The organism is Streptomyces sp. NPDC055243 (assembly GCF_044544025.1).
In the GTDB taxonomy this organism is placed as follows: Bacteria; Actinomycetota; Actinomycetes; order Streptomycetales; family Streptomycetaceae; genus Streptomyces.
Genome location: NZ_JBITWR010000005.1, coordinates 198598 through 222181, shown reverse-complemented (window position 1 = coordinate 222181; position 23584 = coordinate 198598). Strand labels below are relative to the sequence as shown.

Here is a 23584-nt window from a genome sequence, read left to right as displayed (position 1 = left end):
CGGGCACGGACGATCAGAGACCGGGAGCCCTGATGAACGTGATGGCCGTCAATGCCACAACCGACCCTTCCACGACGGCGGTTGCCGACGCGCGCGATACGACGCGGGTCTTCCTCGAATGCCTGCGCCAGCCGCCCCTGGCCCCTGACGCGGCGGACACCGTGGTCCTGGTCGTGTCCGAACTCGTCACCAATGCCCTGCGCCACGGCGTAGGCCGCTGCACGTGGGAACTGACCGCGCACCCCGACACCATCGAGGTGGCCGTCCACGACTCCAGCCGGCATGCGCCGCGCATGCGCACCCCTGACCTGAACGGCGGCACCGGGGGCTTCGGCTGGCCCATGGTCAACCGCCTCGCCCGCTCCACCGCGGTCACCCGCCGGGCCTGTGGCGGCAAGACCGTGAGCGCCCGTCTTCCCCGGTAGCACCCCAGCACCGCCGCTCAAGCAGCTGGCCGGCCGGCGAATATAATCTTCCACATGTCGAAGCCTGACGAGCTGCTCGTTGACGTCGCCGCCCTGGTGGAATCCGGGCAGAGCAACCAGATGTCCCTGACCGTTGTCACCGGTGGTGCTGTCATCACCGGCCGCCTTGCTCCCGAAGCGGTGTGGAGGCAGCGGGTGTCGGAAGTACTGACGGACTCGGACCGCCTGGCAGACTTCTCCGCCGTCTTCGACGCCCCCGCGAAGAGGGACGGGCCACCCACGTATCTGCACTTCCATGTCGCCCGGATCCTGCAGGGAACCGTGGGGATCCCCGAGACGGGCGGGATGTACCGCGTGGCGATCGAAGACATCAACGCCTGGACCGTGGGCGACTTCAGCTACTCCGACCACTGAACAGCTACTCAGCAAGAACCCACTGCACGCAGTGTGGGCCCGACCGGCTCGCGCCGGTCGGGCCCACACTGCTGCTGTCCAGGTACCGGCTCGTACCTATTTCCTCCGTTTCAGACGGATACAGGAGTGCCAAGCATCGCGGAGACTTGCTGTACCGAGTTGAGCATGCGTACGGGTGCGGCCGGTGCTGCCGTGGGGAGGGCGCGGCAAGTGAAGCCGAGCTGAGCCATGGCCCGAAGGACTTCGGCGGCCCTGAAGTCACGCCGGTCCTGGCGGGTGATGATCTGGCCGACTTGCTTGACGGGGTAGTGGCGGCGACCGATGATCACCGAATCGCCACCGGCCCGTTCAGGCTTGAACCCCTTCATCGATTCCAGTACGCCGCTCTTGGTGAGGTCGAAGGGGAAGCGGGCGATGACACAACGCATGTGACCTCACAGGGAGAAGGAGCGAACGGTCCGACCTGGGAAAGGCAGCTCAGCGGGAGCAGGCAAGGACGCCCAAGGCGCTTCCCTGCCCCTCGACCACCGGCAGCGCCCCGAGCGGGCGGGAGCACGACACGTGCTCGGCGCCGGAGGCAGCAGTCACGGGTGAGATGGACGGCCAGTGATCGCCGATGATGTCGCGCAGGAGCACACGGTCCGTGTAGGCGGAGTCCTCGTGGACGGCGGTGAGTTCGCTCCGGATGACCAGGCCGGTGCGCCGGCCGTCCTGATCGCAGACGACTAGCCGGCCCGTGCGGGCGGCGGTCATGACGGAAAGCGCCAGCTCGACACTCATGTCGTCACAGACCTGCGGTCCGGCCGCGTCCCTGGCCTCGACCCTCGTGTCGTGCACGGGGTCGGCGCTCGTCGGGCGGGGCTGCATCTGAACCAGCGTCAAAAGGTGCCTCCTGCAGAGATGGGTCAGCTTCCTGATCACGAAGGTTCTAGGCCGCCGCATCGATGACGGGCCGGCGTACGGGTGCGCGCCGGGCCGCCGAACCGGGGCGGCGCCGGCCTCGGGACGAGGAGGCGCTGCGCCTGGGGCGTTCGGCCACCGGTGCGGTGATGACGACCGGGATGCCGGACGGGGTCTGGGCTCCGGTGATCCGGCTCAGCGCCTCCTCGCCCGCACGGACTTGCGTGGTCTGCGGCCGGATTCCGGCATCCGACATGAGGCGGACCATGCCGCGGCGCTGGTTCGGTGTCACCAGGGTGACAACGCTGCCGGACTCGCCCGCGCGGGCCGTACGGCCGCCGCGGTGGAGGTAGTCCTTGTGGTCGGTGGGCGGGTCGACGTTCACGACTAATTCGCCGGCAACGGGTCGCCCCAATCCAGGGGACCCAGATGCGGCCTTCGCCGTCTACGCGGAGCTGGCACGTCCGGCGCAGGGAGAGCAGGATACGGCCGAACCAACTGCGGTCATACACCGACATGAGCTCCGTCAGCTCCACCGTCGTGCGTCCCGGGTTCCCCTGCACCAGGGTGAGCACCCGGCGGCGCTGGGAGTGGGTGATGCCGTCCGCGCCGACCTGCCGAGCGGCCGCCGCCGACGAGGCCGAACGCGGTGTTCGATCGCTACCGCGACCCGGCCTCGCCATCATCGTGTGCGTGCTGGCGGTGAAGCTTGAGCATTCGCGCGCTTCGGCGGCGGAGACGGCTGTCCGCCGGGGCCCGGTGGCGTAAGCTCCCGGGCCCCGGCGGAGTGCCGGGTGCCTACAGCGCGGGGTAGGCGTTCTTCATGAGCTCCTGGAACTGGGCGGAGAACCAGTGGCCGGAGAGCGGCGCGTTGGGCAGCGCCCCGGACATGTTGTTGTTGTTGCGGGGGTTACCGGTGTACGTCGGGTCGCACATGCGGTCGAAGCCCTTGCCCTCGTCGTTGTCGATGGCGGTGCTCGAACCGTCGGACTCCCCCGGCGGCTTCATCCACACATAGGCGTCGATGCCGGTGGCGGGGTTGGCCTGCGGCCGCTCACCGAGGCCGGCGCCGGACTGGTTGCACCAGTTGCCCAGGTGGATGCGGCGGTCGTAGCGCCCGCCGTCCACGTAGGTGTTGACGTCGGTGGTGGCGCCGGGTCCGGTGGGCCGGGCCGTGCCGCCCCATCCGTTGCGGGAGGTGTCGATCAGCATGCCGAGGTTCTGGTCGAAGCCGAGCGAGACCAACTTGGTCCGCATGGCCTGCGCGTAGGACAGCTCGTCGGTGTAGCGGTTCCAGTCCACCCACTTGGACTCGCGCACCGACTTGCCCGCGACGGTGTCACCGATGGCGAAGTTGTTCTCCTTGAGTGCGCTGTAGTTGGCCGTGTTCACGATAAAGCCGTGGACGTCGGACAGCTTCGCTCCGTTGCCGGAGGCGGTCGTCTTGAACAGTTCGGCGGAGGGGCCGAAGTTGTCGTCCCAGCCCAGCCAGCCGTGGTGGCCCGCGTCGATGTAGTTGTAGACGTTCTTGATGTCGCCGAGCTTGTCGAGGGCGTAGCCCACGCCCTTCTGGTAGTTGCCGTTGGCCTTCATCACGTCGCAGTTGGGCGTGGCCGTGGGGCGGCCGGAGACGTTGGTGACGAGGTTGGGCAGCGAGTCGATCTCGATCGTGGTGACGATGCGCAGGGCCGCGTACTTGGGGTCGGCGAGGATCGCGGCGATCGGGTCGATGAAGTCCGTCTTGTACTTGTCGATCTCCGTCGGGCCGAGTTCACCGTTGGAGGCCAGGGCGGAGCAGTCGCGGCCCGGCAGGTCGTAGACGACGAGCTGGACGACTTGTTCGCCGCTGCCCTTCTGGGCCAGGGCCGCGTCGAGGTGGTCACGCAGTCCCATGCCGTCGCCCACGCCGTTGATGGCGGCGATGCGGTCGAGCCAGACGCCGGTGGGCTGATTCGCGATGCGGGAGCCGCCCGTTTCGGCCTTGGCCTTGGCGGACCACTCGGGGTTCACGTACACCTTGGCGCCGGCGTAGGGATTGTCCACGCGGTCACCGGGTTCGGTCGGGTCCGTGGGATCGGTCGGGTCGGTGGGGTCGGTGTCCCCGTTGCAAGTGACGCCGTTGAGCTTGAAGGTGGCGGGCAGCGCGTTGCTGCCGCTGTAGGAGGCGTTGAAACCGAACGAGGCGGAGGCCCCGGTGGCGAGCGTGCCGTTGTAGGAGGCGTTCTTGGCGGTGACGGCGGCGCCGGACTGGGAGAGGTCCGCGTTCCAGCCGTTGGTGACCTTCTGGTTGCCCGCGTAGGACCAGGTGAGGTTCCAGCTGTTCACCGCGGCGCCGTTGTTGGTGACGGTGACGGCGGTGGTGAAGCCGCTGTCCCACTGGTTTTGCACCTTGTAGTCGACGGTGCAGGCGGCGGCCGCGGCACCGGCGTCGTCGGGCATCGCGGTGGCGGTGCCGACACAGGCGGCGCCGGTGAGGGCGAGGGCGGTGAGCACGGCGGTGCCGGCTCTCGATCTGAAACGGCTCATGGGTTGCGGTGTCCCTTTCCTGAGATGAGGAGGGTCGTACGTGCAGACGTGGTCGCACGTACAGGGGTGGTCGTACGTGAAGGGGTGGTCGTAGGTGAAAGAGCGGCCGTGCGGTGCGGGGCGGTCATCCGTTCACCGCGCGCAGGTGATCGCGCAGGCCGGCTCCGAACGCGGTCGGTGTGCCGTCGTAGGAGCTGATGAGGGACGGACCGGAGGAGCAGTCCCAGGTGTTCCAGGTCCAGCCGAGGTAGGACAGCTTGCGGTCGTCGAACCACTTCATGACGCGGTCGATGAACCCGTGCGAGCAGGTGTTCTCGCCGATCTCCCCGGCGACCAGCGGCACTTGGGCCGCGACGGGCGCGAGCGTGGAGTCCCAGCAGCTCTCGGTGGAGCAGGTGTTGAAGTTGTAGACGTGCCAGGCCGCGGCGAGATTGCCGGTCGGGTCCACGGGCCGGTGGGCGAGCCACTGGCCCAGATCGTTGGAGTAGGCCAGGCCGCCCGCCAGGATCACGTTCTGGGCGCCCGTGGAACGGACGGAGTCGACCAGGTCCTGCATGCCGGCGACTTCGTAGCCGATGCCGGGGCAGGTGCCGCCGTCCTTCCAGCAGGCCCACGCGTCGGCGAGGTTCGAGGTCGCGCGGTCCGGATAGGGCTCGTTGAACAGATCGAAGACGACCGTGGGATCGTCCTTGTAGGCGCCTGCGACCGAGGACCAGAAGCCGGGTGCGTAGCGGGCGTCGGGCATCGGTTTCTGGCAGGTGGCGTGGATGTCGCTGCAGCCGGCCGAGTTCCCGGTGTACTGGCCGTAGGACCAGTGCATCTCCAGGATCGGCGTCATGCCGTGGGCCTTGACCTTGGTGACCAGCTCCTTGATGGCGCTTTGGTAGTGGGCGCCGGCGTATTCGGGCTTGATGTTGTCCAGGCCCAGCCAGCACTCCTCGTTGAGCGGGATGCGGACGGCGTTGGCCTTCCAGTCGGCGATGGCCGCGACGGAGGCGTCGTCGACGGGGCCGTCGAAGATCCCGTGGCCCTGTACGCACATGAACTCGGCGCCGGAGCGGTTCACGCCCAGGATCCGGCGGGTGGCGCCGGAGGCGTCGACGAGCTTGTTCCCGGAGACCTTCAGCTCCGGGGCCTTGCCCTCCCCGCCCGGATCCGTCGGATCGGTGGGGTCCGTAGGGTCGGTCGGGTCGGTGACATCGGTGTTGCAGGTCGTGCCGTTGAGCTTGAAGGCCGTGGGCGCGGTGTTGGCGCCCGACCGCGATCCGATGAACCCGGCGGAGACGCTTGCGCCGGAGGCAAGCGCACCGTTCCAGGACTCGTTGGCCGCGGTCACGGTCGCGTCGGACTGGGACCACTTGGCGGACCAGCCCTGCGTGACCTTCTGTCCGTCGGCGAAGGCGAAGGACAGGCTCCAGCCGTCCTTGGCCGCACCGTTGTTGGTGACCTTCACGGCGGCCTGGAAGCCGCTGTCCCACTGTCCGGTGACGGAGTACTCCACCGTGCAGGCGGGGGCGGCCGCGGACGCGGCGTCGGTCAGGGGGACGAGCGTGGCCGCCGAGACGGCGCACGCGAGCAGGGTTGCTCGTAACGCATGACGCGGGGGGTGGCGCATGAGCGACTCCTTGCAGCTCGGGCGCGACCGGCACATGGCCGGCGCGTCGACTGGTGGAACCGCTCCCACTGGTTGCTGGTGGACTGTAGAGAAGGAACTGCCGTCAAGCAACAGAGGAGTTCCGAATTGCCCTTGTCGAATTAATTCGACTCTTCAAGCCTCTTGACCCTCAATTCCCCCGTCCCCATCCTTGGGAGCGCTCCCACTGGTTCACAGGTTGTGACGCCACATCACAACCCCGCCCCTCGCTCTCCGACACGCAAGGAGGAATCAGGGCCATGCCACACAGACGGGCCCGGCGGCTGTGGACCGCTGTCGCGGCCACCCTGGCACTACCGCTCGCCACCCTGACCGCGCTGCCAACTCCCGCCGATGCGGCGGCAGTTGAGTGCAGCGTCGACTACAAGACCAACGACTGGGGCTCCGGCTTCACCGCCGATCTGACCATCACCAACCGCGGCAGCGCGGCGATCGACGGCTGGTCTCTGACCTACAGCTACAGCGGCAACCAGAAACTGGCCAACGGCTGGAATGCGGCCTGGTCGCAGTCCGGAAAGTCGATCACTGCGAAAAGCCTCGCGTACAACGCGAAGATCGCACCCGGTGCCGCCGCCACGACAGGCGCGCAATTCACCTACAGCGGCGCGAATTCAGCGCCCACCGATTTCGCCGTCAACGGCTCTACATGCGCGGGCGCCCATCAGCCGCCGATCACGGTACTCACCAGCCCGAAGGCCGGTGCGGTCTACTCGGCCGGCGACGCCGTCCCGCTCGCCGCCACCGCCGCGGCGGCCGACGGAGCCGGCATCGACAAGGTCGAGTTCTACGACGACACCACCCTGCTCGGCACGGACACCACCGCGCCGTACGCACTCAACGCGGACAGCCTGACGACCGGGACGCACTCCTTGTACGCGAAGGCCTACGACAGCCAGGGCGCATCCGGCGAGTCGACCCCCGTCGGCATCACGGTCGCGGCGGGCCCCGCCCTGGTCGCCACCCCTTCCCAACTCGGCATCCAGCAGGGCAAGTCCGGCACCTTCGACGTGAAGCTGTCCACACAGCCCGCGTCGAACGTCACCGTCTCCACGGCCCGCGCCAGCGGCAACACGGGCCTGTCCGTCTCCTCCGGCGCGAGCCTTACCTTCACCCCCTCGAACTGGAACACGGCGCAGAAGGTGACCATCGCGGCCGACGCCTCCGGCACGGGCGCGGCCACCTTCTCCGTGACGGCCCCGGGCCACACCAAAGCCGCGGTCACCGTCACCCAGCTCGCCGCGTCCAAGACGTACGACGCCCGCTTCCTCGACCTCTACGGGAAGATCACCAACCCGGCGAACGGCTACTTCTCGCCGGAGGGCGTGCCCTACCACTCCGTCGAGACGCTGATCGTCGAGGCGCCGGACCACGGCCACGAGACCACCTCGGAGGCCTACAGCTACCTCCTGTGGCTCCAGGCGATGTACGGCAAGGTCAGCGGCGACTGGTCGAAGTTCAACGGGGCGTGGGAAATCATGGAGAAGTACATGATCCCCACCCACGCGGACCAGCCGACGAACTCCTCCTACAACGCCTCCAAGCCCGCGACGTACGCGCCCGAGCACGACCTGCCCTCCCAGTATCCGGCCAAGCTCGACCCCTCGGTCTCCGTGGGCAGCGACCCCATCGCCGGGGAGCTCAAGAGCGCCTACGGCACGGATGACATCTACGGCATGCACTGGCTGCAGGACGTCGACAACGTCTACGGCTACGGCAACGAACCCGGCAAGTGCGAGGCGGGCCCGACTGCCACCGGCCCCTCCTACATCAACACCTTCCAGCGCGGCGCGCAGGAGTCGGTGTGGGAGACGGTGCCGCAGCCCACGTGCGACGCCTTCAAGTACGGCGGCAAGAACGGCTATCTGGACCTGTTCACCGGCGACTCCTCCTACGCCAAGCAGTGGAAGTTCACCAACGCCCCGGACGCCGACGCCCGTGCGGTGCAGGCCGCCTACTGGGCGAACGAGTGGGCCAAGCAGCAGGGCAAGGGCTCCGACGTCTCGGCGACCGTCGGCAAGGCCGCCAAGATGGGCGACTACCTGCGCTACTCGATGTACGACAAGTACTTCAAGAAGGTCGGCAACTGCACCGGGCCGACCAGCTGCCCGGCCGGCACCGGCAAGGACGCCTCGCACTACCTGATGTCCTGGTACTACGCCTGGGGCGGCGCCACCGACACCTCGGCGGGCTGGTCCTGGCGCATCGGCTCCAGCCACACGCACGGCGGATACCAGAACCCGCTCGCCGCCTACGCACTCTCCTCGGCGGCCGACCTGAAGCCCAAGTCGGCCACGGGACAGGCGGACTGGGCCAAATCGCTCGACCGGCAGCTGGAGTTCTACCGCTGGCTGCAGTCGGACGAGGGCGCCATCGCCGGCGGCGCGACCAACAGCTGGGGCGGCAGCTACGGCACCCCGCCGTCCGGCACGCCGACGTTCTACGGCATGCACTACGAGGAGGCGCCGGTCTACCACGACCCGCCGTCCAACCAGTGGTTCGGCTTCCAGGCGTGGTCGATGGAGCGCGTGGCCGAGTACTACCAGCAGACGGGCGACGCCGACGCCAAGACGGTCCTGGACAAGTGGGTCGACTGGGCGCTGTCCAAGACGACCGTCAACCCCGACGGCACGTTCCGCATCCCCTCGACGCTCCAGTGGTCGGGCAAGCCCGACACCTGGAACGCCTCGAACCCCGGAGCCAACACGGGCCTGCACGTCACGGTCGCCGACTACACCAACGACGTCGGTGTGGCCGCGGCCTACGCCAAGACCCTGACGTACTACGCCGACAAGTCCGGTGACACACAGGCCAAGACGGTGGCCAAAGCGCTGCTCGACGGCATGTGGGAGCACCACCAGGACGCGCTGGGCATCGCCGTGCCCGAGACCCGGGCCGACTACAGCCGCTTCGACGACCCGGTCTACGTGCCGAGCGGCTGGACGGGCACCATGCCCAACGGAGACAAGATCGACTCCGCGGCCACCTTCTCCTCGCTGCGCTCCTTCTACCAGGACGACCCCAACTGGTCGAAGATCGAGGCCTACTTGGCGGGCGGCGCGGCGCCGACGTTCACCTACCACCGGTTCTGGGCCCAGGCGGACATCGCGCTCGCCATGGGTTCGTACGCGGAGCTGCTCGAATAGCGCCCCGCTGACGGCAGCTCCGCGCACACCGGGCCGGGCGGGCCCCCTCCCCGGGGTCCGCCCGGCCCTCAGCGATCAGATCCGCACCGACCGCTGTGCCGGCGCGGTTGCGGACGCCCCTCTCCGCCCTACCGGCCATCCGGCTCACTCCGGCTCATGGGGTCGGATCACCGGATGCCGATGGAGCGTTCGTGATGCGCAATGCTGTGGCCATGAGCGATGAATCCGAGGAGCTGGCGAAAGCTCTCATCGAGTTCCGGGAGGCCGAGGGGATCTCCGAACGGGAGCTTGCGCACCGCACGCGGTTGAGTCGTGCGACCATCAGGCTTCACGAGAGTGATCGCGGAGCCCTGCCCCTTCCCTTCGCGGCCCGCCGTTTCGAGGAAGTTCTCGGCTGGGCGCCGGGCAGCATCGCGACCCGGTCGCGCGAGACGACGGATCTCGAACTTCCGCCGGACTCCGGCGCTGTCGCCGAGTAGGCCGAGCAGCCAGGACCGGCGGCGGCGCGTCGTGCGGCGCGTCGTGCGGCGCGACGTCCGGCGCGACGTCCGGCGCGCCGAGGACGACCAGTCCCCTCGCGGGGCTCGGCCAGGATTTCCCGCCGCCGAGAGAGACGATCACAGGGAGCTGGACCGCCCGGCGATCCCACCGAACACGGCGGGCCGAGGTGGATCACCATGGGGCGGAGTACGGCATCGAGCCGGGTCAGCTTCGCCTCGTGCAGGTCGGCACTACGGAGCCCCTATACCGATCGGTGTACGGTGGAAGATGTAAACCGATCGGTATACCCGTGGGAGGTTCAAGCAATGAGTACGCCCCAGTTCATGCGTGCGGTGCGAATCACGGGGCACGGAGGGACGGAGGTTCTTGAACTGACGGATGTCCCCGTCCCCGCCCCTCAAGCCGGCGAGGTGCTCGTCCAGGTCGCCGCGGTGGCACTGAACAACACCGACCTGTGGACCCGGGAGGGCGCCTACGGTCTGCCGGGAGACCCGAAGGCGACATCGGGCTGGCGCGGCCCGATCGACTTCCCCCGCATCCAGGGCGCCGACGTGGCCGGCCAGGTCGTGGCCGTCGGGGCCGGAGTGGAGGGAAGGCTGGTCGGACGCCGCGTGGTTGTCGACCCCGCGATCTACGACAGCGAAGGGCCGGACGCCAACCCGGTGGGCCGGATGGGCAGCGAACGTGACGGCGGGTATGCCCAGTACGTGACAGCGTCGGCCGAGCGCGTCCACGACGTCACGGAATCACCTCTCACCGACGACCAGCTCGCGACGCTGCCGACCGCCTACGGCACGGCGCTGGGCATGATCGAACGAGGCCGGCTCGGGAGGGGCGAGACCGCCCTGGTCTCGGGAGCCTCCGGCGGCGTCGGTATCGCGCTGGTGCACATCGCCCGTGCGCGCGGCGCCCGGGTGGTCGCCATCAGCAGCGGAGCCAAGATCGATGCGGTGCGCGCGGCAGGCGCGCACGAGGTCATCGACCGCGCGGGGGACATCGCCGGGCAGCTCCGCGCCGCCGCCCCGGAGGGCATCGACGTCGCCCTCGACGTCGTGGCCGGCGAGCTGGTCGGCGAGGGGCTGCCGCTGCTGCGCGAAGGCGGCCGGTGGGTGATCGCCGGCGCACTCGGCGGATACGACGTGACCTTCGATGTGCGTCGCCTCTACCTGCACAACGCCCAGGTCATCGGGTCCGCGATGCACACGCCCGCCCACTTCGGTCTCCTCATGGACCTGGCGCGTCGGGGCGAGGTGCAACCGGTCATCGCCGCGACCTTCCCCCTGGAACAGGCCGCTCAGGCGCAGGAAGAACTCGCCCGCAGGGGGCACGTGGGCAAGATCGTCATGCACCCCTGAGTCTCCGTCCGGCGGGTCACGGGAGCAGCTACCAGCGGAAACTGGCCAGACTCAAGCCCCACCGACGTCCTAGCGTTCCCACAGCGTGGCGAAGTCCGGGCGCTTGAGAAGCAGTTCGCTCTCGGCAAGTGGGTCGGCCCGGTGCGGCGTCGCGTATGCCCGTCCGCGGCATTGCCGTCCAGTACAAGAGGAACAATGAGCAGCATGAGCATGGTGAAAGACGTCGATGCCCGCGGCATGCAGCACTGTGAGACGACGGCCCTGGGCGTGCTGCTGCGCCGTGAGGGACTCGACGTGTCCGAGCCCCTGCTGTTCGGCCTCGGCTCCGGGCTGTCCTTCATCTACTGGGACACCAAAGCGATGGGCTTTCCCTTCCTGGGAGGCCGGGTCAAGCCGTTCGAGCTGACCCGGAATCTGGCCAACGTACTGGGGCTCGAGCTGGTGGTCGCGGAGACCACCTCGCCGCGCAAGGCATGGCAGAACGTAACGGCCCCCCTCGACGCCGGCCGGCCGGTCGGCCTTCAGCTCGACAGCTACCACCTGGATTACTTCACCACCAAGGTGCACTTCGGCGGACACGTCGTCGCCATGTACGGCTACGACGACCAGAGCGCCTACCTGGTGGACACCGCCCCGCAGGGCGGGGCCGTGACGACCAGCCTCGAAGCCCTGGCCCGCGCCAGGGCCGAGCGCGGCCCCATGACCGCCAGACACCGCTCCTTCACCATCACGGCGCCCGGCAGCCTGCCGCCGCTCCAGGACCGGATCGTCCCCGCGATCAAGACCTGCGCCGACGCCTTCCTCCACCCGCCCATCGCCAACCTGGGCTACCGGGGCATCGAGAAGGCCGCCCAGCTCGTCCCGAGGTGGCTCCAGCGCAGCGACAATCCGCGGGAGGACCTGCCGCGGGCGGCCGTCCTCATGGAGAGGGCCGGCACCGGCGGCGCCCTGTTCCGCAACCTCTACCGCGACTTCCTCGCCGAGTGCGCCCAGTTGATCGACAGCAAGCACCTGCGCACCGGCCACAGCCTGTACGGCGAGGCCGCCGGCCTCTGGTCGCAGGTGGCCGCACTCGTCGCAACGGCAGGCGACTCCGGAGAGACGACGCACCTCGTGCAGGCCGGTTCACTCCTGCACGAACTCTCCCGCATTGAAGGCGAGGCCATGCAGGCGCTCAGCATGCTCTAGACGCTGCAACGCACCCCCACCACGGACGTGTTGGCCGAACTCGCGCAGCATCCGCATCCGCGTCGACGGGCTGCAGCTGTGCTCGGCGAGGGCTCGGCCCTGCGGCATACGCGGCACGGGAGCGGTGAGGCGTCGCCCTGTCGCGGCGCGGGTGCGGTGCCTTCGGGTGCCGGCCGGTCTCCTGTACGGCACCCGTTCCTCCGGCCAGTTCGCAACCAGCCACCCAGTTGGCCAGACAGTCCAGCGCCGCAGACGGCAGGATATCGGTCATGTGAACGAGGCGCCGCTGCCCGTGAGTTGAAGGCGCGCGGCAGAGCAGGGCACGCTGTGGCGCAGTGTTCGGGAGGGGCTTGGTGGGGGCACGGAACAGGGTCTGGTTACGGGGTGTCCTGGGCCTCGTGGTCCTTGCCGGCGCGTCAATGGTTCCGCCGGCGAACGCGGCCCCGGGGTCAGACTCCTACGGCTATGATCCCGACGCGCAGACCGTCCGCGGTAGTTCCAGCTTGCTCAGCGCCCCCGAGCTAGCCACAGGGACGCCGTATCGCAGCACGCTCTCGGGCAGCGAACCGGTCTACTTCCGCGTCGCGCTCGATGCGAAGTCACACACGTACGTGTCGGTGGTGGGCATCCCCGGTCCGGGGACCGAGCGCACGCCGACAAACTCGCTGCAGGTCACGCTCGTCGACGCTGACGGCAACCGCTGCGACCGTCAGGGCGCGGGGTTCGCGATTGGATCCGCGCAGCCGCTCGCCGCCTCCGCGAGCCGCATGATCGCGCCGACCAAGGGCGCGGCGGAGGCCAAGTGTCAGCGGGCCGGCCCGTATTTCGTGGCCGTCTCCCGCTACCGTCAGCGCGCCGGAGCTGCCCCGTGGGGGCTTGATCTGCGTGTCGACGCCGAGCCTCCGCTGAAGAAGTCGCGAGGCGACGGCCCCGCTGCGCGCAGCCCCCGTCCCTCCGCGCCGGACGGCAGCCCGACCCCAGTGGAGGGCGGGGCAGGATTCGCGGTCGCGGCACGGGTGCGCGAGGGCGCGGTGACCGGTGAGATCACCCCTGGGCAGTCCCGGTTCTACCGGGTTCCGGTCGACTGGGGGCAGCGGCTGACGGCTGACGCAGAGCTCGCCGGGCAGAAGAAGGGGCCGTACGTGGCGAACGGATTGTCGGTCACGGTGTACAACCCGGCACGGATGAAGGTGGAAGGCACCTCGACGAGCTACCACGGCCAGCCGGCCACCGCCGGCCTGGACGCGCTGCCGCCCGTGGCGTACGAGAACAGGAGCGACCGAGAACGCAAAACGGCAGCGATGCGGTTTCCCGGCTGGTACTTCGTGCAGGTGACCGCCTCCCCTGAACTCGCCCCCACGTGGGGCAGGAAGCCGCTGCGACTGACGGTGCACCTGGACATCGAGGGCTCGGCCCGCAAACGACCCGTTTACGCCGGCGACCCGGGCGTCTTCGAGGTCCCGGGCGGGCAGCCTCCTGCGCCGACGACTGGACGCCCCGCGGCAACCGAGACTGCCGACGGGGGCGGGAGGATGATGCTGGCGACCGGCTCGTTCACCGCTGGTGCGCTGCTCCTGGCCGTCTCTGCCGGCCGCGTGCTGCGCGCGCGGCGCCGGACGGCGTAGCGTTCAGGCCAGCCAGGCCCAGATGCCCAAACCGATCAGGAGCAGGCCGAGCACGGTGAGTATGCCCGTCCCGGATGGCACGCCGGCGGGGCGGAGCGCTTCGCTCGCGTCGGATGCGAGGGGCGGGGGCAGCGGCCGTGGCGGTGGAGTGACTGCGGCAGTCGGCGGGTGTGGCGGGGCGGTCACGGACTCAGGCCGCGAGGCGATCGGCACGGGTGCGCGTCGGCGTAGGTGCATGGTGTGGGAGGTCGGCTGCGGCGTCGCGGCGGAGGGCGGCGCCGGCTCGGTAATGATCGGGCCGGTGGGGCCGAAGCCGTTGGGCAGGGGCGGGAGTTGGTCGAATACCTCGATCGCGCTGTCGCTGTCCGGCTCAGGCAGCCGCGGTGCGATCGCGGCGAGGGCCTTGCGGGCCCGGGTCGCGCTGGCGAGGCGCAGCCGCGGATCTGGGTGCAGCAGCCGGGCAAGCACCTGCCACCACGGATCAGGAACCTGCTCGGGGGCGGCAGGTGGCGTGCCGCCGTCTTCGAAGGCCTCCGCGAGGGCGGGGGCATCCAGGTGTTCTCCCAGGAGCAGCTGGAGGGCGACCACACCCACGGCGAAGAGGTCGAACCGCGGGTCCGGCTCGGCACCGTCGTAGCTTTCGGGGGCAATATAGCCCGGGGTGCCGATGACCTGGTGGGCCTGGGTGATGCGGATGTCGCCGACCTGGTGCGCGAGACCGAAGTCGCCGATGCGCACCCGCGGTTCCTTCCACCCGGTGGCCTCCAGCAGGAGGTTGCCCGGTTTGATGTCCCGGTGCACGATCCGCTGCGCGTGGACGGCTTCGAGTCCGGCGAGCACCTGGTCGACGAGCGTGAGTACATAGCGGGGCGGCAGCGGCCCATAGTCACCGACCAGACTCGCCAGCGTGCCGCCATCCACGAGGTCCATGACGATCAAAACCCTGTCGTCGGCTGCGGCCCAGCCGGACGGCGTCACGACGTGGGGGTGCTCGATGCGCCGGGCGCCCTCGCGGACGAACCGGAGCAGATTGTGGGCCCGGGACTGCTGCAGCATCTTGGCCGCGACGTACCGCTGTTCACGGATGTCCCAGGCGCGATAGACGAGCCCGAAGGCGCCCCGTCCGAGTTCATCGACCAGCACATACCGCCCCGCGAACAGTGGGCTCCCAGTCATCCTCTCCCCCAACTCCCCTACGGCCGTTGCTCGGTCATACGCGGCGCACCACCCGGGATGCAACCCGCCTGAATCCTGTACCCGACCCCCACCCAACCACTTGAGTTTGCTGACGTAAATACATACGCTTCCAGTGCGCCTCACGGAGTCGGCCAACCACCCTTGAATTGACAGGATCTGGAGTCACGCATGCTCAGACGACACAGTGACATTCCCGTTCGCAATCCATCTCGCGGTACGGATGATGCCCAGCAATCCGCCCGTGAGGGACAGTGGCCCGCCCGTACGCGCAGGCTCACCCGCCGCGCAGGTCTCATCCGATTAGAGGGCCCCTTCGACGACGCCGACCTGCAACGCGTACGCGCCTCAGCACCGGCACGGCAGGTGACCCGTGACGGAGAAGTGATCCTGATCTGGCCGCCGGGGACCGCGAAGGTCACGCTTCACCTCACCGGTGTGATCACCGCGACCGGATACTTCGAGGGCGACGAGATCGCGGCACTCCAGGAGTTCCTTGCGGGCCGCACCGTCACGCACACAGGAGATCAACTCACCGTCTGGCCCACCGGAGTCCGCTCGGAGGATTCATGATTCGGTGCCTGCCGGGCCGCGGTGCCACGTGTCGCCCGGGAGGCGGGCCAGCGGGTGCCAGCCGGTCTCCCCACCCCGTACGGGCTGGGGTTCTCCCTACCCCGTACAGGCCCGCTGACCGCACCGGGCACAGACCAGCTGACCGGATGGTTCCGCTCCTCTTGATCGCGGAGGCTGAGCACGTCGCACCTGCCCCTTGATCGGAGAACCCGTGTTCAGCTCGAATTCCTCGCGCCGCACAGCGGCCCGTACCGCCGCGGTGGCCCTGGCCGCAGCGGCCTGCGCCGCCATGATGGCCCCCAGTGCCGAAGCCATCGTCAACGGGAAGGATTCCACGCAGCGTTACCCCGCCATGGTGTCGATCCCGGTGACCGGCGCGGACGACCCCACGTTCAAGGGGGTCTGCGGAGGTTCGCTGATCGATGCGCAGTGGGTGCTCACCGCTGCCCACTGCGTGGATCCGGCACTGGTCACCCTGGACGGCACCGTCCGGATCGGCAGTGAACACAGGACGTCCGGGGGCACGGTCCGGTCCATCGCGAAAACGGTGTCCCATCCTGGCTACCGCAACGGCGAGAACGCCGGCCCCAACCGCAACGACCTCGCTCTGATCCGCCTGAACCGCCCGGTCGCCGAGAAACCCATCCCCCTCGCCGGCAAGCCGGGGCGGCCCGGCACCCCCACCCGGATCCTGGGCTTCGGCACCACCGACGACACACCCGACCCCACCGGCTGGGTCTTCCCCGACCGCCTCCAGGAACTCGACACCCGCAGAGGCGCGCCTTCCCAGTGCGCACCCGGCTACGCCGACAGCACCCGCCTGTGCACCATCAGCCAGGTACCCCACGCCATGGCCTGCAACGGCGACTCGGGCGGCCCCCAAGTGCAGAAGAGCCCCAACGGGCGCTGGGAACTCATCGGCGTCACCTCGGGCCCCGGCGCCCCCGGCGTGCGCTGCAGTCAGGGCCCGGGGCTCTACACCAGCGCACCCGCCTACGCGAACTGGATCCACAAAACGACAAACCACCACCACTGAACCCGGACATTCCCGCGAACATCGGCGCCTACGCCATCAGAACCGGGGCCATCCCCGCGGGTGCGGGGATGGCCCCTGCTCAACGCCCGCCCTGGGACGACACCGTCAGACGCCTGCCAGCGGGGTCAGGGTGAAACCGCGGTATCCGTCCAGGGCGGCGGCGTCGCACTGTTTCCGGTAGCGGTCCAGGCCGCCTGTGTAAGCCAGGAACACCCGGGGCTTGCCCGGTACGTTCGCCCCTGTGTACCAGGAGGCGACGGCTGGGTAGAGCGTCAGATCGGCGAGGTCTGCGACGTGCGCGCACCACTCCTGCTCGGCGTCAGCGGTGGCGTCGATCTCGGTCAGGCCGCCCTCCCGCAGGTGCGCGATGCAGTCCGTGATCCACTCCACATGCTGCTCGATGGCCACCACCGCGTTGCTGAGCACGGACGGACTCAGCGGGCCGATCACGGTGAAGAGGTTGGGGAAGCCGGCCGACAGGAGACCCAAATGGTTGCGCGGGCCGTCGGCCCACTTGTCCTGGAGTGTCGTGCCGCCCTTGCCGACGATGTCGATGGCCACCTGTGATCCGGTCATGGCATCGAAGCCGGTGGCGAAGACGATCACGTCGACGGTGTGGTCCCGCTGCGCGGTTCTGATGCCGCTCGGTGTGATCTGCACGATCGGGGTCTTGGCGAGGTCCACGAGGCTGACATGCGGCTTGTTGTACGTGGCGTAGTAGCCGGTGTCCAGGCAGGGGCGTTTGGTGCCGTAGGGCAGGCCGCGCGGTGACAGCGTCTCGGCCGTTTCGGGGTCGGTGACGATCGAGCGGATCTTGGAGCGGACGAACTCGGCGACGGTCTCGTTGGCGTCCGCGTCGACGAGGATGTCGTTGTACGTCCGCAGCAGTCCGCTGAGCAGGCCGGACTCCCAGGCCTCCGCGTAGGTGGCGGTGCGCTCGGCGTCGTCGGCCTCCAGAGCGGACCGGGTGGGCGGGGCGAAGACGGTGCCGCCCCTGGACTGCCGCTGGGCGGTGCGGAACTGCGGGTAGCGTGCCTTCAGTTCGGCGTTCTCCTGGGCGGACAGCGGACGGTTGTGGGCGGGGAGCGCGTAGACCGGGGTGCGCTGGAAGACGGTGAGGGCGGCGGCCTGCTCGGCGAGGAGCGGGATGGCCTGGACGCCGGAGCAGCCGGTGCCGATCACCGCGATGCGCCGGCCGGTGAGGTCGACGCCCTCGTGGGGCCAGTCGGCGGTGTGCAGGGCCCGGCCCTCGAAGGCGGCGGCGCCGGGGATGTCCGGCTCCTTGACGGCCGACATGCAGCCGGTTGCCAGGATGACGAACCGGGTGGTGAGCTTCTCCCCCGTGTCGGTGGTGACCTGCCAGAGGTGGTCGTCCTCGTCGTACACCGCACGCGTCACGCGGGTGCGCAGCGTGATGTGCTCCCGCAGTCCGAAGCGATCCGCGACGTGGTGGAGGTAGCGCAGGAGTTCTGGCTGCGTGGCGTACCGCTCGCTCCACTCCCACTCCTGGTCCAGCTCGGGCGAGAAGGAGTAGGAGTAGGACGTGCTCTCGATGTCGCAGCGCGCGCCGGGATAACGGTTGCGGTGCCACGTACCGCCGATGTCGTCGCACGCCTCCAGGACGCGGACCGTCAGGCCCAGTTCGCGCAGGCGGTAGAGCTGGTACAGGCCCGAGAAGCCCGCCCCCACCACGACGGCGTCGAGCTGCGGGACAGTGGGCGATGACGAGGACGGGGGGACGCTGGGCATGCCGTTCTCCTGACGGATCGCTGGGGGCGGGGCCGACGCACGCGGCTGCGGAGGTGCGTCAACTCGCGGTCGGGCGTGGGGCGGTGTGCCGGGGGCGGGCGGCGAGGGCCGTGAGGGGGATCACGGCGAGCGCGAGCACGCCGCCGCAGGCGGCCAGCAGCGGGTAGCCGCCGCCTGCCACGACAAGGCCGGAGACCATGCCGCCGGTGGCTCCGGCGAGAGACATTCCCACGTCGACGAGACCCTGCGTGGAGGCGCGTGCCTCGGCGGGCGCGGCCTCGGTGACCATCGCGGTGCCGCTGACCAGCGCCATGTTCCATCCGATGCCGAGCAGCACGAGGGCGGTGCCCAGCAGGGCGGTTCCGACGGCTCCGGTGGGCGGCGCGAGGGCGGCCAGGAGTCCCGCGATGAGCAGTACGCCTCCGGAGGACGCGGCCACCGGCAGGCTTCCGATCCGGTCCACCACCAGACCGGTCAGGGGCGAGGGCAGGAACATGGCGCCCACGTGCAGGCCGATCACCATCCCGGCCGTCTGTGTGCTGTGTCCGTGGTGGGTGAGGTGCACCGGGGTCATCGTCATGATGGCGATCATCACGAGCTGCCCGCTGATCATCACGGCTGCTCCGGTGACGACCCCGGTCCCGATGCGGCCCACGCGCTGCCCGCCCACCTGCGGCCCAACGGCATCCTGCTGGTGTCTGCGGGCGAGCAGGAGCGGATCGGGGCGCAGCCAGCGGGCGACGACGAGGGCGGCGGCCGTGTAGGCGACCGCGGCCAGCAGGAAGGGGCCGGTGAGGCGGGGCAGGCCGAGAGAGTGGGCCAGGGTTTGGGTGGGGCCGACCAGGGCGGGCCCGGCCACCGCGCCGAGCGTGGTGGCCAGGAGCACGGTGCCGGTGGCGCGGCCGCGCTTCTCGGGCGGTGCGAGGTCGGTTCCGGCGTACCGGGCGAGCAGGCCGGTGACCGTGCCGGCGCCGTAAACGAAGAGGGCGAGCAGGAGCAGCGGTACGGTGCGGGCCCAGGCGGCGGCGATCACGCCGATGCTGCCCAGGGCGGCGGCCGCGTGCCCCAGGGCGAGCCCGGGGCGGCGTCCCCACCGCTCGGAGATCCGGCCGATGAGCAGGGCGCCGAGGGCTCCTCCCGCGGTGAACAGGGCCACGGGCAGTCCGGCGAGGCCGGTGGAGCCCAGGAGGTCCTGTGCCAGCAGCGCGCCGACGGTGATGCCCGCCGCCATTCCGGCGCCGCCCAGGGCCTGCGAGGCGACGAGCACGGTCAGGATGCGGCGTTGCACCTCGGGTGCGGCGAACGGCGGGGTGCGGGCCGCCGAGGTCATGCGGTGGTTCCGTCGGAGGGTTCCAGGGCGGAGATCTCGGCCAGGCTCATGCCCAACTCCTGGTACAGGAAGCGGACGATGGTCCAGTGCGGGAGCGCGTCCTGGTCGAAGGGGCCGAACGCGGCGGTGTAGAGCGGAATCCAGCGCAGGGCTTCTTCCGCCGCGACCTGGCGTCCCTCGTCGGCCCGGTCGCCGCCGCCCTGGTAGTCGGTGTAGGCGATGCTGCGGTGGTGGATGAAGTGCCCGCCGGGCAGGCGCTGTTCGCACAGTTCCCGGTACTCGCGGGTCTGCAGGATAAGGAAGTGCCAGATCTCGTCGATCTCCTGCTCCACCGGCAGGAACAGTCCGCCGAGCCGCTCGGGATGGCTGGAGACCAGGTACAGGCAGCGCAGACACTCGCGCACCTGGTGCTCGACATGGGTGCGGTGATGCTCCGTCTTCGCGGTGAAGTAGTCGACGGCCTCCCCGTGCAGCGCGCTGCCCAGGAGGTCTTCGGCGGTGGGGGCCGGAATTGCTGATGTGGTCACGGGGCGGAGTCCTGTTCGGGCGTGGGGCGACGGTGGTCAGCGAAGGAGGGCCGAAGAAGAGCCCGCCGGCCTGGAGGTGGGCGTACGCGGCGCGGTGTGCGCGGCGCGGTGTGCGCGGCGCCGGTCAGGAGGGACGCGCCAGCCAGACGTACTTGCCGGAGCGGCCGATCGGCAGGTCAGTGCGGTGTTCCAGGGTGCAGGGGCGGCCGGTGAGTTCCCCGACGGCCTCTTCGAGATGTTCGGTGTGCGCCGTATCGAGCGGGGTGCCGTCGAAGGTCGAGTAGCGCAGGGTGGCGTCGTCGGCGCCGTCGTCTGGTGCGGACAGGCGCAGTTGGGCGAGGAAGACGCGATCGGACGCCTCGTGGACGCGGGCGTCGAGGTCGGCCTGGGCGACGGGTCCGCCCGGTGCATCGAGCAGTTCCTTCTCCCGGCCGCAGAAGGCGGTGATGCGCCCGGGGTCGGCGGAGCCGTCGGAGGTGCGCACGCAGTCGCCGGAGCGGTAGCGCACGAGCGGCATGAAGGGGTTGCGCAGGCTGGTGACGATGAGGCAGTGGATGCCGCTGCCGGGGGCGACGGGGATGAGCTCGACGCTCATGTCCTCCAGGTGCGGCCGGTAGCGGCCGGTCTGGGGGGCGCTGGAGTAGAGATAGCCCAGTTCGGTGCTGCCGAAGAGGTCCACGACGGGGCAGTCGAAGTGCCGGTGCAGCAGGGCGCGTACGTTCAGCGGGGTGTACTCGTAGGCGTGGACGATGCTGCCCGGTTGCGGGAACTCGTCCCACAGCCCCCAGGCTTCCACCTTCTGTACGAGGTGGGCGAGGTGGTAGCCCGAGCAGTCCAGGTGATAGGTGCCGGTGGGGTGGGCGTCGCTGATCGCGCGGATTTCGGCGAGCATGCGGCGGACCTCCGCGCGGTCCCAGTCGGCCGGATCGAGGGTGTTGTTGAGGTAGAGCGTGCGGTCGTCGAGCCAGCGCTCTCCCGGGGTGGCGCCCGGCTTCTTGGCGTTGACGCGGGCGACGTGCTCGGTGGCGAGCACGGTGGTCAGGGAGATGCGCTTGGCGCCTGCCTCCCAGGTGGCGCGCAGGTCGGGGTGTTCGCTCCACAGCCGGTAGTAGGAGCGGAGCAGGAAGTACGGCGGTCTGATCAGCTGCATCCTGGCGTGGTTGGTGCCGGTCGACAGGACGTACTCCGCCTCGCCCGACTCCAGCGCCGCGGCGAGGCCGGGCGTCATCCAGTTGTCGGGGAAGCCACGGGCGATCTCGGTCTTCTCCAGGATCGGGAAGTCTCCCCGGGCGACGGACTCGCGATAGACCGGGATGTCCCGGACCCGGTCGACGACGTGCGGGCTCGGCAGCGGGCTCATGTGTTCTCCGAGGGGGTGGCGGGCCGGGGCCGCCGCCGAGAAGGGGCGGCGGCCCCGGCGTGAGCAAGGCGTGGGTCAGGAGATACAGCCGCTCTTGCCGGCGACGCTGATGCAGCCGTCCTTCGGGGTGGCGCTGATGCAGCCGTCCTTGGCGCCCTGCGCCGAGTTGGCGGCCACCCATTTCGACCAGTTGGTGTCCTGGGTCATCTGCTTGATGAGCTTGTCCATGACGGACCTCCTCGAGTGCCGGGATATGCGGAACGGGCAACGAAATGGATCTTCATCGACCGCAGATCGAAGGTAAAGATCAAGTCAATCAACTGTCAAGGGATAGTCAAGTCGGGTGGCTCGAAATGGCTACTCGTACCGCTCGGCCCACCATGGGCAGGGCGAAGCATCCCGTCGCGAACGAACTCCCGTCGGGCCCGTCACCTGCAATTTCGCACTCCGTAGTGCGGCGCTCCTGAGATCAGTCACGTCCCCCATCGGGTGGTTCTGCCAGATGGACGTGGCCTGACTCCACGGCTCCTGCCGCCGGATCGGCACCCACACTCCCGCCCGGCCCGGAGGTCAGGCGGACGGGCTCGGTCCCGGCGTCGTTGTGCCGGACCGACCAACTCTCCAGCGTGGACCGGCAGGCGTGGTCGAGGTGGTGCAAACCCGTGAGGTCCAGCTCGATCGGACGGTCCTTCGGCAGCGCCTCCAGCGTCTCGAGAATGCGCGGCAACCGCAGGAAGGTGGCGTACCCCGTCAGCGCCACCACCAGCCGCCCGCCGGTCAGTTCGCGTACGTCGACCTGGACGTGCGAGGTGTCCCACGCCGACTTGCCCATCGCCATCGCCAGGCCCAGCAGGACACCTTCGAACAGGTTGGCCACCACGATCGCCACGGCGGTGACGCTCAGGATCACCGCTTCGCCGCGGTCCAGGCGCACGAGCCGGCGGATCTCTTCGACCGGAATGAGCTTGCAGCCCGCGTGCACGAGGACGCCCGCCAGGGCCGCGAGGGGGATGACGCCGAGCGCCACGGGCAGCAGCGCCGTGAACAACAGCAGCCAGGCACCGTGCAAGATGCGCGAGAGTGCCGTGCGTGCGCCCGCCTGCACGTTGGCGGAACTGCGTACGATCACCGCCGTCATGGGCAGTGCGCCGAGCAGCCCGCACACACTGTTGCCGACGCCCTGGGCCACCAACTCCTTGTCGTAGTGGGTACGGGGTCCGTCGTGCATCCGGTCCACGGCCGCCGCGCTGAAGAGGGACTCGGCGGAGGCAATGAGGGTGAAGGCGATGACGGTCCCGATGACGGCCACCGCACCCAGCGCGGCCACATCGTCCAGGCCTGGAGCCTGAAGGGTGCCCAACAGCCCCCGCACCGTCACGTTCGCCACGTCCAGCCGGAACGCGGCGACCGTGCCGGTGGCGAGCGCGACGGCCGCCAGCGGCGCGGGCACCGGCCGCGCCCGCGCGGGCAGCCTGGGCCACAGCACGAGCACGGCGACGGTGCCCAGGCCCACGGCGGCTGAGGCCAGGGCACCGCTGTCCCGCAGCGCGTCAACGACCAGGCGGGGCGCGTTGAGAACCTTGTCGAGGCCGGAGCGAGGCTGCTGCAGACCGGCCATCGTGTACAGCTGCCCGAAGATCAGAACGAGCCCGATGCCGGCCAGCATGCCCTGGACGACGGAGACGGAGATCGCGCGGAACCAGCGTCCGCAGCGCAACAGGCCGAGCGCGATCTGGAGCACGCCCGTGAGGAGCACGATCACGCCGAGCATCCCGAGGCCGAACGCCTGCACCGCCTCGAAGACGAGCACGGTCAGTCCGGCCGCAGGGCCGCTGACCTGGAGGGCACTGCCGGGCAAGAAACCCACGACCAGCCCGCCGACGATGCCCGTGACCAGGCCGAGTTCGGCCGGAACACCGGACGCCACGGCCACCCCGACGCACAGCGGCAGCGCCACAAGGAAGACGACGAGCGAGGCGAGCACGTCCAGGCGCAGGACACCCGGCCTGCGTAACTCACCGAAGGTGTCACGCAGGTAGGAGCGAGTCGAAGCCATGAGTGGGGGTTCCTTTGTCGGCGTGAAG

Annotated in this window: 20 protein-coding genes and 1 pseudogene; 9 read left to right on the top strand and 12 right to left on the bottom strand. The window is 69.6% G+C overall.

Features of this window, described 5'->3' with window-relative positions:
* The first annotated feature begins 32 nt into the window (after positions 1-32).
* Both ACIGXX_RS16980 and ACIGXX_RS16975 read left to right on the top strand, forming a co-directional pair.
* Complete coding sequence (locus tag ACIGXX_RS16980; RefSeq protein WP_351174264.1) at positions 33-425, top strand: ATP-binding protein; 393 nt, start codon at positions 33-35, stop codon at positions 423-425.
* Positions 426-479: 54 nt separating this feature from the next.
* Positions 480-839 (top strand): hypothetical protein, encoded by a 360-nt coding sequence (locus ACIGXX_RS16975; RefSeq protein WP_351174267.1) that lies wholly within the window; start codon positions 480-482, stop codon positions 837-839.
* Between the two features lie 110 nt (positions 840-949).
* Here ACIGXX_RS16975 and ACIGXX_RS16970 read toward each other — a convergent pair whose 3' ends face one another.
* From ACIGXX_RS16970 to ACIGXX_RS16950, 5 genes and pseudogenes are all read right to left on the bottom strand, one after another.
* A complete protein-coding gene (locus tag ACIGXX_RS16970) occupies positions 950-1267 on the bottom strand; it encodes an SCO5918 family protein (protein ID WP_351166788.1) in 318 nt (105 codons plus the stop codon).
* Positions 1268-1316: 49 nt separating this feature from the next.
* Positions 1317-1721 (bottom strand): hypothetical protein, encoded by a 405-nt coding sequence (locus ACIGXX_RS16965; RefSeq protein ID WP_351166786.1) that lies wholly within the window; start codon positions 1719-1721, stop codon positions 1317-1319.
* A gap of 46 nt (positions 1722-1767) precedes the next feature.
* Positions 1768-2133: pseudogene (locus ACIGXX_RS16960) on the bottom strand (ATP-dependent helicase); the annotation flags it as partial.
* A gap of 404 nt (positions 2134-2537) precedes the next feature.
* Positions 2538-4265 carry a glycoside hydrolase family 6 protein gene (locus tag ACIGXX_RS16955; protein WP_399976323.1) on the bottom strand — a complete coding sequence of 576 codons (1728 nt, stop codon included), beginning with the start codon at positions 4263-4265 and terminating at the stop codon, positions 2538-2540.
* A gap of 124 nt (positions 4266-4389) precedes the next feature.
* The gene (locus ACIGXX_RS16950; protein WP_351166726.1) at positions 4390-5880 is read right to left on the bottom strand and encodes a cellulose binding domain-containing protein; all 1491 of its coding nucleotides are present in this window, start codon (positions 5878-5880) and stop codon (positions 4390-4392) included.
* A gap of 278 nt (positions 5881-6158) precedes the next feature.
* Between ACIGXX_RS16950 and ACIGXX_RS16945 the strand changes: the two genes are divergently transcribed.
* The 5 genes from ACIGXX_RS16945 to ACIGXX_RS16925 all read left to right on the top strand — a co-directional run bounded on the left by ACIGXX_RS16945 (position 6159) and on the right by ACIGXX_RS16925 (position 13731).
* A complete protein-coding gene (locus tag ACIGXX_RS16945) occupies positions 6159-9062 on the top strand; it encodes a glycoside hydrolase family 48 protein (protein WP_399976319.1) in 2904 nt (967 codons plus the stop codon).
* Between the two features lie 212 nt (positions 9063-9274).
* Positions 9275-9541, top strand: coding sequence for a helix-turn-helix transcriptional regulator (locus ACIGXX_RS16940; protein WP_351166722.1), 267 nt, complete (start codon positions 9275-9277; stop codon positions 9539-9541).
* A 327-nt stretch (positions 9542-9868) separates the two neighbouring features.
* Positions 9869-10918: a zinc-binding dehydrogenase gene (locus ACIGXX_RS16935; RefSeq protein ID WP_399976316.1), complete on the top strand. Its 1050-nt coding sequence runs from the start codon at positions 9869-9871 to the stop codon at positions 10916-10918.
* Between the two features lie 204 nt (positions 10919-11122).
* The gene (locus tag ACIGXX_RS16930) at positions 11123-12106 is read left to right on the top strand and encodes a BtrH N-terminal domain-containing protein (protein ID WP_399976313.1); all 984 of its coding nucleotides are present in this window, start codon (positions 11123-11125) and stop codon (positions 12104-12106) included.
* Positions 12107-12504: 398 nt separating this feature from the next.
* Complete coding sequence (locus ACIGXX_RS16925; protein WP_351166718.1) at positions 12505-13731, top strand: hypothetical protein; 1227 nt, start codon at positions 12505-12507, stop codon at positions 13729-13731.
* Between the two features lie 3 nt (positions 13732-13734).
* On the opposite strand, the gene ACIGXX_RS16920 is transcribed toward ACIGXX_RS16925, so the two are convergent.
* The gene (locus ACIGXX_RS16920; protein ID WP_366464300.1) at positions 13735-14907 is read right to left on the bottom strand and encodes a serine/threonine-protein kinase; all 1173 of its coding nucleotides are present in this window, start codon (positions 14905-14907) and stop codon (positions 13735-13737) included.
* Between the two features lie 384 nt (positions 14908-15291).
* On the opposite strand from ACIGXX_RS16920, the gene ACIGXX_RS16915 reads away from it, so the two are divergent.
* Entirely contained in the window at positions 15292-15498 is a 207-nt protein-coding gene (locus tag ACIGXX_RS16915; protein ID WP_351166714.1) for a hypothetical protein, read from the top strand.
* Between the two features lie 211 nt (positions 15499-15709).
* Positions 15710-16534: a S1 family peptidase gene (locus tag ACIGXX_RS16910; protein ID WP_399976308.1), complete on the top strand. Its 825-nt coding sequence runs from the start codon at positions 15710-15712 to the stop codon at positions 16532-16534.
* A gap of 105 nt (positions 16535-16639) precedes the next feature.
* On the opposite strand, the gene ACIGXX_RS16905 is transcribed toward ACIGXX_RS16910, so the two are convergent.
* The 6 genes from ACIGXX_RS16905 to ACIGXX_RS16880 form a co-directional block, all read right to left on the bottom strand.
* The gene (locus ACIGXX_RS16905) at positions 16640-18283 is read right to left on the bottom strand and encodes a flavin-containing monooxygenase (RefSeq protein ID WP_383824536.1); all 1644 of its coding nucleotides are present in this window, start codon (positions 18281-18283) and stop codon (positions 16640-16642) included.
* Positions 18284-18341: 58 nt separating this feature from the next.
* Positions 18342-19613 (bottom strand): MFS transporter, encoded by a 1272-nt coding sequence (locus ACIGXX_RS16900; RefSeq protein ID WP_399976304.1) that lies wholly within the window; start codon positions 19611-19613, stop codon positions 18342-18344.
* On the bottom strand, positions 19610-20140 hold the full coding sequence (locus tag ACIGXX_RS16895; protein WP_399976301.1) for a hypothetical protein: 531 nt from the start codon (positions 20138-20140) through the stop codon (positions 19610-19612). Before ACIGXX_RS16895 ends, ACIGXX_RS16900 begins: the two co-directional genes overlap by 4 nt.
* A 124-nt stretch (positions 20141-20264) precedes the next feature.
* Positions 20265-21500 (bottom strand): hypothetical protein, encoded by a 1236-nt coding sequence (locus ACIGXX_RS16890; RefSeq protein WP_366464295.1) that lies wholly within the window; start codon positions 21498-21500, stop codon positions 20265-20267.
* Between the two features lie 75 nt (positions 21501-21575).
* Positions 21576-21728: a hypothetical protein gene (locus ACIGXX_RS16885; protein ID WP_351166702.1), complete on the bottom strand. Its 153-nt coding sequence runs from the start codon at positions 21726-21728 to the stop codon at positions 21576-21578.
* A 241-nt stretch (positions 21729-21969) separates the two neighbouring features.
* On the bottom strand, positions 21970-23556 hold the full coding sequence (locus tag ACIGXX_RS16880; protein WP_366464294.1) for a SulP family inorganic anion transporter: 1587 nt from the start codon (positions 23554-23556) through the stop codon (positions 21970-21972).
* Positions 23557-23584 lie beyond the last annotated feature (28 nt).

Coding starts and splice junctions, on each gene's coding strand:
- ACIGXX_RS16890 (WP_366464295.1), bottom strand. CDS start 21,500: ATGAGCCCGCTGCCGAGCCCGCACGTCGTCGACCGGGTCCGGGACATC.
- ACIGXX_RS16940 (WP_351166722.1), top strand. CDS start 9,275: ATGAGCGATGAATCCGAGGAGCTGGCGAAAGCTCTCATCGAGTTCCGG.
- ACIGXX_RS16955 (WP_399976323.1), bottom strand. CDS start 4,265: ATGAGCCGTTTCAGATCGAGAGCCGGCACCGCCGTGCTCACCGCCCTC.
- ACIGXX_RS16970 (WP_351166788.1), bottom strand. CDS start 1,267: ATGCGTTGTGTCATCGCCCGCTTCCCCTTCGACCTCACCAAGAGCGGC.
- ACIGXX_RS16930 (WP_399976313.1), top strand. CDS start 11,123: ATGAGCATGGTGAAAGACGTCGATGCCCGCGGCATGCAGCACTGTGAG.
- ACIGXX_RS16885 (WP_351166702.1), bottom strand. CDS start 21,728: ATGGACAAGCTCATCAAGCAGATGACCCAGGACACCAACTGGTCGAAA.
- ACIGXX_RS16920 (WP_366464300.1), bottom strand. CDS start 14,907: ATGACTGGGAGCCCACTGTTCGCGGGGCGGTATGTGCTGGTCGATGAA.
- ACIGXX_RS16905 (WP_383824536.1), bottom strand. CDS start 18,283: ATGCCCAGCGTCCCCCCGTCCTCGTCATCGCCCACTGTCCCGCAGCTC.
- ACIGXX_RS16880 (WP_366464294.1), bottom strand. CDS start 23,556: ATGGCTTCGACTCGCTCCTACCTGCGTGACACCTTCGGTGAGTTACGC.
- ACIGXX_RS16980 (WP_351174264.1), top strand. CDS start 33: ATGAACGTGATGGCCGTCAATGCCACAACCGACCCTTCCACGACGGCG.
- ACIGXX_RS16950 (WP_351166726.1), bottom strand. CDS start 5,880: ATGCGCCACCCCCCGCGTCATGCGTTACGAGCAACCCTGCTCGCGTGC.
- ACIGXX_RS16945 (WP_399976319.1), top strand. CDS start 6,159: ATGCCACACAGACGGGCCCGGCGGCTGTGGACCGCTGTCGCGGCCACC.
- ACIGXX_RS16900 (WP_399976304.1), bottom strand. CDS start 19,613: ATGACCTCGGCGGCCCGCACCCCGCCGTTCGCCGCACCCGAGGTGCAA.
- ACIGXX_RS16975 (WP_351174267.1), top strand. CDS start 480: ATGTCGAAGCCTGACGAGCTGCTCGTTGACGTCGCCGCCCTGGTGGAA.
- ACIGXX_RS16935 (WP_399976316.1), top strand. CDS start 9,869: ATGAGTACGCCCCAGTTCATGCGTGCGGTGCGAATCACGGGGCACGGA.